This is a genomic window from Plasticicumulans sp., from assembly GCF_035331805.1.
Lineage (GTDB): Bacteria > Pseudomonadota > Gammaproteobacteria > Competibacterales > Competibacteraceae > Plasticicumulans.
This window is the reverse complement of sequence record NZ_DAOLKE010000150.1, coordinates 1-8,403: the sequence shown is the minus strand read 5'-3', so window position 1 is coordinate 8,403 and position 8,403 is coordinate 1. Positions and strand designations below refer to the sequence as shown.

6 protein-coding genes are annotated in these 8,403 nt (G+C 68.8%); all 6 read right to left on the bottom strand.

The window, feature by feature from the left end:
• The coding region (locus tag PKE44_RS11470) for an NAD-dependent epimerase (RefSeq protein ID WP_324551225.1) at positions 1-971 on the bottom strand (971 nt) is incomplete at its 3' end.
• 40 nt (positions 972-1,011) lie between these two features.
• Entirely contained in the window at positions 1,012-2,133 is a 1,122-nt protein-coding gene (wecB, locus tag PKE44_RS11465) for a UDP-N-acetylglucosamine 2-epimerase (non-hydrolyzing) (protein ID WP_324551222.1), read from the bottom strand.
• 79 nt (positions 2,134-2,212) lie between these two features.
• On the bottom strand, positions 2,213-3,490 hold the full coding sequence (gene tviB, locus PKE44_RS11460; protein WP_324551220.1) for a Vi polysaccharide biosynthesis UDP-N-acetylglucosamine C-6 dehydrogenase TviB: 1,278 nt from the start codon (positions 3,488-3,490) through the stop codon (positions 2,213-2,215).
• A 55-nt stretch (positions 3,491-3,545) separates the two neighbouring features.
• Entirely contained in the window at positions 3,546-5,378 is a 1,833-nt protein-coding gene (gene glmS / locus PKE44_RS11455; RefSeq protein ID WP_324551218.1) for a glutamine--fructose-6-phosphate transaminase (isomerizing), read from the bottom strand.
• 169 nt (positions 5,379-5,547) lie between these two features.
• Positions 5,548-6,732, bottom strand: coding sequence for an acetate/propionate family kinase (locus PKE44_RS11450; protein WP_324551215.1), 1,185 nt, complete (start codon positions 6,730-6,732; stop codon positions 5,548-5,550).
• Positions 6,729-8,135: a bifunctional enoyl-CoA hydratase/phosphate acetyltransferase gene (locus PKE44_RS11445; RefSeq protein WP_324551213.1), complete on the bottom strand. Its 1,407-nt coding sequence runs from the start codon at positions 8,133-8,135 to the stop codon at positions 6,729-6,731. The genes PKE44_RS11450 and PKE44_RS11445 overlap by 4 nt, the downstream gene beginning before the upstream one ends.
• Between the last annotated feature and the right edge of the window lie 268 nt (positions 8,136-8,403).

Sequence of the window (8,403 nt, the reverse complement as noted above, 5' to 3'; positions counted from 1 at the left end):
GCGATGCCGGTCTCCAGCGCCGTGGCCGGTGCGAAGCCGACGTCGCGGCTGAGATCATCGACATCGGCGTAGGTCGCCGGCACGTCGCCGGGCTGGATCGGCAGCAGGTTCTTTTCAGCGCGCCGGCCGAGGCAGTCCTCGAGGATCTCGATCATGCGCAGCAGCTCGACCGGGTTGTTGTTGCCGATGTTGTAGAGCCGGTACGGGGCGTAGCTGGTGCCGGCGTCCGGTGCATCCCCCGACCACTGCGGATTGGGCGCGGCGACGCGATCGGTCACGCGCACGACGCCTTCGACGATGTCGTCGATGTACGTGAAGTCGCGCTGCATGCGGCCATGGTTGAACACGTCGATCGGCCGGCCTTCGAGGATCGCCTTCGTGAACAGGAACAGCGCCATGTCCGGCCGGCCCCAGGGCCCGTAGACCGTGAAGAAGCGCAGGCCGGTGGTCGGCAGCCCGTACAGGTGGCTGTAGGTGTGTGCCATCAGCTCGTTGGCCTTCTTGCTGGCGGCGTACAGGCTGACCGGGTGATCAACATTGTGATGAACCGAGAACGGCATCGCCGTATTGGCGCCGTACACCGAACTGCTCGACGCGTAGACGAGGTGTTCGACGCCGTTGTGCCGGCAGCCTTCGAGGATGTTGACGAAGCCGACCAGGTTGCTGTCGACGTAGGCGTGCGGGTTCTTCAGCGAATAGCGCACGCCGGCCTGCGCGGCGAGGTTGACGACGCGCGCGAAGCGTTCGGCTTCGAACAATGCGGCGATGCCCGGGCGGTCAGCCAGATCGAGTCCGACGAAGCGGAAGCCCGGCTGCGCTTCGAGCTGCGCGAGCCGCGCCCGCTTGAGCGCCACGTCGTAGTAATCGTTGAGGTTGTCGAGCCCGATGACTTCATCGCCGCGCGCGAGCAGGCGCTGCGCCAGATGGAAGCCGATGAAGCCGGCGGCGCCGGTGACGAGGATCTTCATGATCTGCGGTTCCGCAAAAGGGCGATGGGAGGCGGCGCGGCCGTCAGGCCGGAGCGAGCCATTCGGCGAGATCGGCGACGATGCGCCCGGCGGCATGGCCGTCCCAGCGCTCGGGCGTGCGCCCGGCCTTGCCGCCGGTCGCGAGCACCTCACGCACCGCGGCACGGATCGCGTCGGCGTCGGTGCCGACCAGCGTGTTGGTGCCCTGCGCGATCGTGATCGGGCGCTCGGTGTTCTCGCGCAGCGTCAGGCAGGGCACGCCGAGCGCCGTGGTTTCCTCCTGCAGGCCGCCCGAGTCGGTCAGCACCAGCCGCGCCTCGCGCATCAGGCCGAGCATCTCGAAGTAGCCGACCGGCGGCAGCACCAGCCAGCGCGTGCCGTCGAGCACGGCACCGAGGCCGGCCTCGCGAATCTTGCCCTGCGTGCGCGGATGCACCGGAAACACGACCGGCAGCTCGCGGCTCACCTCGTCGATCACGCCGAGCAGGCGCGCGAGCACGACCGGATCATCGACGTTCGATGGTCGGTGCAGCGTCAGCAGCGCATGGCCAGCCTGCCGGAACACAGCCGGATCCGCGGCCGCAGCCAGCGTCTGCGCGGCCGGTACGGCTTGCGCCTCGCTGGCGCGCAGCGTGTCGATCATGACGTTGCCGGCGAAGCAGACGCGCGCGGCATCGATGCCTTCGGCCCTGAGGTTGTCGAGCGCCTCGGCCTCGGTCGTGTACAGGCGGTCCGAGAGCTGATCGGTCAGGATGCGGTTGATCTCCTCGGGCATCGTGCGGTCGCGCGAGCGCAGCCCGGCCTCGACGTGCACGACCCTGACGCCGAGCTTCGCGGCGACCAGCGCGCAGGCGATCGTCGAGTTGACATCCCCGACCACCAGCACCGCCGCCGGCCGTTCCTCAAGCAGTACCGGCTCGAAGCGCTTCATGATTTCGGCGGTCTGCACCGCGTGCGAGGCCGAGCCGACCTCGAGCGAGATGTCCGGCGTCGGGATGCCGAGCTGCTCGAAGAAGCGGTCATTCATCGCCACGTCGTAGTGCTGGCCGGTGTGCACGAGCTTGACGACCAGTTGCGGGGCCCGGGCACGGAACGCGGCCATGATCGGGGCGATCTTCATGAAGTTCGGCCGGGCGCCGACGACGCAGAGAATCTTCGCTGACATGGACTTACCGGAGCTGACGGATGCGAAACCGCCCGCTTCGGGGGCGGGCGGCGTTTCGGTGGCAGGCGAAGGCCGAAGCTCAGAGCCGGCCGTCGACGGCGCTGCGCGGCAGCACGTACTTGATGTCGTAGAGCACGGCGCCGGGCTTGCCGAGGGCGCGGATGCGCTCGATGCCGAGCTTGCGGAACTCGTTGTGCGCGACGGCAAGGATGATCGCGTCGTACTGGCCGTCGATCAGCTCCGAGACCGGATGGATGCCGTACTCGTGTTCGGCCTCGGCCACCGAGACCCATGGATCGTAGACATCGACGTGCGCGTGATAGGTCTTCAGCTCGGCGATGATGTCGGTGACGCGGGTGTTGCGCAGGTCCGGGCAGTTTTCCTTGAAGGTCAGGCCCATGACCAGCACGCGCGAGCCGACCACGTGCATGCGCTTCTGCGTCATCAGCTTGACCACGCATTCAGCCACGTGCACGCCCATGCCGTCGTTGATGCGCCGGCCGGCGAGGATGACCTCGGGGTGATAGCCGATCTCCTGCGCCTTGTGCGTCAGGTAGTACGGATCGACGCCGATGCAGTGCCCGCCGACCAGCCCGGGCCGGAACGGCAGGAAGTTCCACTTGGTGCCGGCGGCGAGCAGGACTTCCTCGGTGTCGATGCCGAGACGGCCGAAGATCAGCGCCAGTTCGTTGATCAGCGCGATGTTCACGTCGCGCTGCGTGTTCTCGATGACCTTGGCGGCCTCGGCGACCTTGATGCTGCTCGCGCGGTGCGTGCCGGCGACGATGATGCTGCCGTACAGCCGGTCGACGAACTCGGCAACCTCGGGCGTCGAGCCGGAGGTGACCTTCCTGATGGTCGTGACGCGGTGTTCCTTGTCGCCGGGGTTGATGCGCTCGGGGCTGTAGCCGGCGAAGAAGTCGAGGTTGAACTTCAGGCCCGACACCGCTTCGAGGATCGGCACGCAGACCTCCTCGGTCGCGCCCGGATACACCGTCGATTCATAGACGACCACGTCGCCGCGCTTGAGCACCTTGCCGAGCGTCTCGCTGGCCTTCACGAGCGGCGTGAGATCCGGGCGTTTGGCGGCGTCGATCGGCGTCGGCACCGTGACGATGTAGACGTTGCAGGCACGGATGTCTTCGAGCGCGCTCGTGTAGCTCAGCTGATCGGCAAGCGCGAGTTCCTCGGCTTCGACTTCGAGCGTGCTGTCGCGGCCGGCCTGCAGCTCGGCGACACGATCGGCCTTGATGTCGAAACCGACGGTCGGATAGTGCTTGCCGAACTCGACGGCCAGCGGCAGGCCGACGTAGCCGAGGCCGATCAGGCCGATGCGGACGTTGCTGAGATCCATCATTGGTCTCTCTGGAGGGGAAAGGGGGAGGAATTCCGGCCTGGCGGGCGGCGGCGCCCTACTCCACCGTCACCGATTTCGCGAGGTTGCGCGGCTGGTCGACATCGGTGCCGCGCAGCACTGCGACGTGGTAGGCCAGCAGCTGCAGCGGCACCGTGAACACCATCGGGGCGATCGAATCCGGGGTCGGTGCGATACGCAGCACGTGCACGGCGTCGCCATCCAGATGCACATCGACCGCCTCGTCGGCGAACAGGAACAGCTCGCCGCCACGGGCGCGCACTTCCTGCAGGTTCGAGATCACCTTCTCGTGCAGCGCGTTGTCCGGCAGCACGCAGATCACCGGCATCGCCGGATCGACCAGCGCCAGCGGACCGTGCTTGAGTTCGCCGGCGGCGTAGGCCTCAGCATGGATATAGCTGATTTCCTTGAGCTTCAGCGCCCCTTCGAGGGCGATCGGGAACTGCGCGCCGCGCCCGAGGAACAGCGCGTGCGCCTTGGCCCCGAAGGTCTCGGCCAGATGCTCGACGACCGGATCGAGCGCCAGCGCCTGCTCCAGGCGTGCCGGCAGCTGCATGAGTTCGGCGACGGCCTGTGTCTCGGCTGCCGCGTCGAGGCTGTGGCGGCGACCGAGCACGATCGCGAGCAGGCGCAGCGCCACCAGCTGGGTCGTGAACGCCTTGGTCGAGGCCACACCGATCTCGCGGCCGGCGCGGGTCATCAGCACCAGCGCCGATTCGCGCACCAGCGAGCTTTCCGGCACGTTGCAGATCGCCAGGCTCGCCAGACACCCGCGTGCCTTCGCACCGCGCAGCGCCGCAAGCGTGTCGGCGGTCTCGCCGGACTGCGAGATGCTGACGAACAGCGTGCCGGGCGGGATCACCGGGTCGCGGTAGCGGTATTCGCTCGCGACCTCGACCGTGGCCGGCACGCCCCAGGCTTCAAGCCAGTACCGCGCGACCATACCGGCGTGATAGCTGGTGCCACAGGCGACGATGTGGACCTGGCGCACCTGATCGAACAGCGCGCCGGCCTCGTGGCCGAAGCAGCTTTCCAGCACGCGGCCGCCGTGCAGCCGGCCTTCGAGCGTGTCGGCGACCACAGCCGGCTGCTCGTGGATTTCCTTGAGCATGTAGTGCCGGTACGGCCCCTTGTCGGCGACGCCGGCACTCTGCGCCGAGGTTGCGCGGGCACGCTCGACCAGCCGGCCGTCGCGCGCGTAGATCGTGAACGCACTGCGTGACAGGTCGGCAACGTCGCCTTCCTCCAGGAACACGAACTCCTGCGTGACCGGCAGCAGCGCGAACACGTCGGACGCGATGAAGTGCTCGCCGATGCCGATGCCGATCACCAGCGGTGAGCCCTGACGCGCGGCGATCAGCCGGCCCGGTTCGTGACGCGAGATCACGCCGAGGCTGTAGGCACCGGTCAGGCGCGACACCGCGCGCTGCACCGCGGCGAGCAGGTCGCGCTCCTCGGCCAGGTAGCGCGCGACCAGATGCGCGACGACCTCGGTGTCGGTCTCGGATTCGAAGCGATAGCCGAGTCCTTCGAGTTCGGCCTTCAGATCCTTGTAGTTCTCGATGATGCCGTTGTGCACCAGCGCGAGTTCGCTGCCGCTGACGTGCGGATGGGCGTTGCGCTCGCTCGGCACGCCGTGCGTGGCCCAGCGCGTGTGTGCGATGCCGAGCCGGCCCGGAGCGGGATTCGCCGCCAGGCTGTCGGTGAGCGCCTGGACCTTGCCGACCGCGCGCACGCGCTGGAGACGACGCTCGTCATCCAGGGTCGCAATCCCGGCGGAGTCGTAGCCGCGGTATTCGAGCCGGCGCAGTCCCTCCAGCAGGATCGGGACGACGTTGCGCTCGGCGATGGCGCCGACGATTCCGCACATGGCAAGGATTCCTGTTGCAGCGGGAGGATACGGGGGCGCCAGCGTACCGACCCGCGCCGTCGACCGACAAGCCGGCCGGCGGGACGGTCGATGATTGTTCACGTGGAGAGACGGGAAGTCCGGGCATGAGGCGTGAGCAGGGCACCGCCCGCTCACGCCCCGGGCTCCCTCACCCCAGCGTCAGCCGGCGCGCGTGCCGGGCAATGACGCCTTCCTCGTCGGTCGGCACGACCGCGACCGTCACGCGGCTCGATGCCGTCGTGATCACCGGCGCATCCGCGGCGTTGGCCGCCGGATCGAAGGCGATGCCGAGCCAGGCCGCCTGCGCGCAGACCTGCGCGCGCACCGGCGCGGCGTGCTCGCCGATGCCGCCGGTGAACACCAGCGCATCGAGTCCGCCGAGCGCGGCTGCGAGTGAACCGAGTTCGCGCGCGATGCGGTAGCAGAAGTAATCGACCGCAAGCTTCGCCTCCGGCACGTCCGAGGCGAGCAGCGTGCGCATGTCGTTGGACACGCCGGACAGCCCGAGCAGGCCCGAGCGCTTGTACAGCAGGTCGGTGAGCTGCTTCGGCCCCATGCCGTGCGCGTCCATCAGGTACAGCAGCACGCCGGGGTCGATCGAGCCGGTGCGCGTGCCCATCGGCAGGCCCTCGACGGCCGTGAAGCCCATCGTGCTCGCGACGCTTCTGCCGTCCTCGATCGCGCACATCGAGGCACCGTTGCCCAGATGCGCGACGATGACCTTGCCCTGCCCGCGCGCGCCGATCAGCCCGGGCAGGCGCCCGGCGACGTATTCATACGACAGGCCGTGGAAGCCGTAGCGCTGCACGCCCTCGTTGCGGTACTGCGCCGGCAGCGCGAACAGCCGTGCCAGCTCCGGCTGCGTGCGGTGGAAGGCGGTGTCGAAGCACGCCACCTGCGGCAGATCCGGATTCAGCGCGCGGATCGCGTCGATGCCGGCGAGATTGTGCGGCTGGTGCAGCGGGGCGAGCGGCACGTAGCGCTCCAGTTCGCTGCGGACGTCGGCATCGACGCGCACCGGGGCGCTGTAGCGCGTGCCGCCGTGCACGACCCGGTGGCCGACGGCGCGCGGCGTCGGCAGTTCCGGATGCGCGCCGAGCCAGGCGAGCAGGTCGCCGAGCGCGCGGGCATGGTCGTACTTCGGCTCGGACTCCGGCAGCGCCTCGTGCAGCTTCGCACCATCCGGCGCCTTGGCGACGAAGTGCGGCTTGGCACCGCCGATGTCCTCGATCAGGCCGTGCGCGGCCTCGACCGGCCCGTCTGCGGCATCGGCATAGACTGCGAACTTGATGCTCGACGAACCGGCGTTCAGGACCAGGATGCCGTCACTCATTTCAGCGACCCCCGCTTGGCGTGCGCCATCAGCGCCGCGACCGCACACGAGGCCATGCGCGCCAGCGTGCCGTCGGCGCGCGAGGTCAGCACGATCGGGCAGCGCGCGCCGAGCACGACGCCGGCCGCCGCGGCGTCGGCGAGGTATTCGAGCTGCTTGGCGATCATGTTGCCGGCTTCGAGATCGGGCGCGAGCAGGATGTCGGCCTCGCCGGGCACGACCGAGACGATGCCCTTGGTCTTGGCCGCGGACTTGCTGATGGCGTTGTCGAAGGCAAGCGGCCCGTCGAGGATCGCGCCCTTGATCTGGCCGCGGTCGGCCATCTTGCAGAGTGCCGCGGCATCCATGGTCGAACCGATCTTCGGCGTCACCGTCTCGACCGCCGACAGGATCGCGACCTTCGGCTGCGCCACGCCGAGCGCATGCATCAGCTCGATGGCGTTCTGCACGATGTCGGCCTTGTCCATCAGGTCCGGATAGATGTTGATCGCCGCGTCGGTGATCAGCAGCGGCTTCGGATAGGTCGGCACGTCCATGATGAAGGCATGGCTGACGCGCCGGCCGGTGCGCAGGCCTGTGGCCTTGGCCACCACCGCGCCCATGAATTCGTCGGTGTGCAGACTGCCCTTCATCAGCACCTCGGCGCGGCCCTCGCGCACCAGCGCCACGCCGGTCTCGGCGGCCGCGTGCGAATGCGGCACGTCGACGATCTCGAAACCCTTGATGTGCAGGCCGTGCTGCTCGGCGGTGGCGCGGATCTTGGCCTCGGGTCCGACCAGCAGCGGCACGATCAGCCCGGCCTCGGCGGCGCGCACCGCGCCTTCGAGCGAGACCTGATCGACCGGGTGCACGACCGCGGTCGGGATCGCCGGCAGGCGCGCGGCCTCGTCGACGAGCTTCTTGTGGCGCGCGCCATGCTCGCTGAAATGCACCTCGGGCAGCGCGATCGCGGCGCGGTGGATCTTGACCGGCGGCGCGTAGACCTCGGCGCGACCGTCGAGCACCACGCGACCGGTCTGGTCGGTGCAGCGGCAGTCGAGCTCGATCGTGCGCGCCGCTTCGTTCTTGCCGCTGACCGTGACCGTGGCGGTGATCACGTCACCGACCGACACGACGCCGTGGAAATTCAGCGTCTGGCCGCGATAGACCGTGCCCGGCCCCGGCAGCTCGGTGCCGAGCACGCCGGAGATCAGGCCGGCGCTCCACATGCTGTGGCCGACCACGCGCGAGAACTTGGCGCCGCGCGCGAATTCCTCGTCGATGTGCGTGGGATTCAGATCGTTCGACAGCAGCGCGAACAGCTCGATGTCGCGGCGGTTCAGCGTGCGCGTGTGGCTGGCGCTCTGGCCGATCTCGATCTCGTCGAAGGTGCGGTTCTGGATCAGATGGGTTTCGTCGTTCATGACCGTCGTTCCGGGACAAGCGTGAGGGGAAAGGTGCGAAGGTGGGGTGAACCAGGGCGACGTGGCAGGCAGGGCGTGAATTCACGCCCTGCCTCCGCGCCTCACCGCACGCAGCCTCAGCCCCGGACGTGGTAGCCCGCGTCGACGAAACCGATGTTGCCGGTGATGTTGTTGCCGGTCTGGGCGATGTAGAAGGCCGCGAGCCGGCCGACGTCCTCGGGCGTCGCCAGCCGCCCGAGCGGCGAGCGCGTGGTCGCATCGGCCATCA